We start from the raw sequence: 1,305 nt of genomic DNA on the forward strand, positions 1-1,305 counted from the left end.
CTAAAATAGATTTCCAAGAATTTTCGTTTATTCTCAGTTAATTGCTTGAAAGATTCTTTTGTAAATCGTAAATTTTCTTGTGTATAAAAAAGGGATTTTTCTAATTGACCTTCTTTTTCATAAAAACGTGCGACTATATCTGAGATATTTGCAGCAACTCGTAATTCACGATTTATTTTATCATCTTTTGCCAAATTATAAGCCTTAATATAGTAATCTTCTGCTTGTTTGGTTAGGTTTTTAGTTTCTAATATCTGAGCATAAGAAGCATAAGTTGCCATCTGCATTCCTTTAATATTACTTTGTTCTGATAGTTTTAAGCCTTTTAGTGTATATTCTTCTGCAAGCTTTAGACGTTGTGCTGTATTGAATTTTTTGTTTGGATAATTAAATAGTAAAGACGAATAATTATTATATAACAATATTCTCGGCGTACTTGCATAAAGCGTTTTCGTATTTTCTTCAACAAAATGCAGAGCTTCTTCTGTATATTTTATCGCATTTTCAATATCCTCTTGTTTATGAGTTTGATTATATTTTGCGTAACTCACCAAGGATTTTTCTGTTAGTGAATTATAAATCTGCAATGGATTTTTAGATAACAATGCATTTTTCAATGCATTATTCATATAGTTTTCGTATTCGACAGAATAAACTCCGTTGCGAGTATGCATCATTGTTAACAATGAATATATTCTTGATTTCAAGAAATATTCTTTCGGATATTTATCTAAAATTTTTAATGCTTCATTTGCAAATTCAACAGTTTTTTCTGGGAGTTGATTGTTTAAATAAATACGAGCAAAAGATTCTAAATTATAAGCATCATCAAGTTTATCAGATGTATAAGCGGCTATTTCTTTGCTCGATTCTGCATAATTATAAGCTTTTTCAATCTTATTTTCAAGAAGATAGAGCATCGAGAATCGTGCGAATATTTTCACTTTATTCAGATCATCATTGCCATATAATTTCTCAGCTTTTAATAATTCTTTTTCTGCTTGATCAAATTTTTCATCAACAAATAATAATTCGATTCCGTAAAGTTTTTGATTTATTTCATTCTGAGCATAACAAATTGAGGTAATAAAAAAGTAGATTACAATTCCTGAATAGAGTTTTATTTTTCTCATTATTAGTTGTTATAATTCTAAATTTCGAATAAAAATTTGCAAGTCTTGTTCTTTTGAAAGTCCAATTTTCTGCTTTAAACGATATTTTGCCATACGTACCGTTTTTGTTTCTACTTTCATCACATTTGCGATTTGTACATTATCCATATTTAGATACAAATATGCGGCATAT

General features: G+C 28.0%; 1 protein-coding gene. It reads right to left on the bottom strand.

All coding sequences use genetic code 11. The features are described from left to right. A partial coding sequence (locus N5D90_RS17025) for a hypothetical protein (RefSeq protein ID WP_280063472.1) occupies positions 1 to 1,133 on the bottom strand: 1,133 nt, incomplete at its 3' end. Positions 1,134 to 1,305: the final 172 nt, after the last annotated feature.

This window comes from Empedobacter sp. GD03797 (assembly GCF_029842105.1).
In the GTDB taxonomy this organism is placed as follows: Bacteria; Bacteroidota; Bacteroidia; order Flavobacteriales; family Weeksellaceae; genus Empedobacter; species Empedobacter falsenii_C.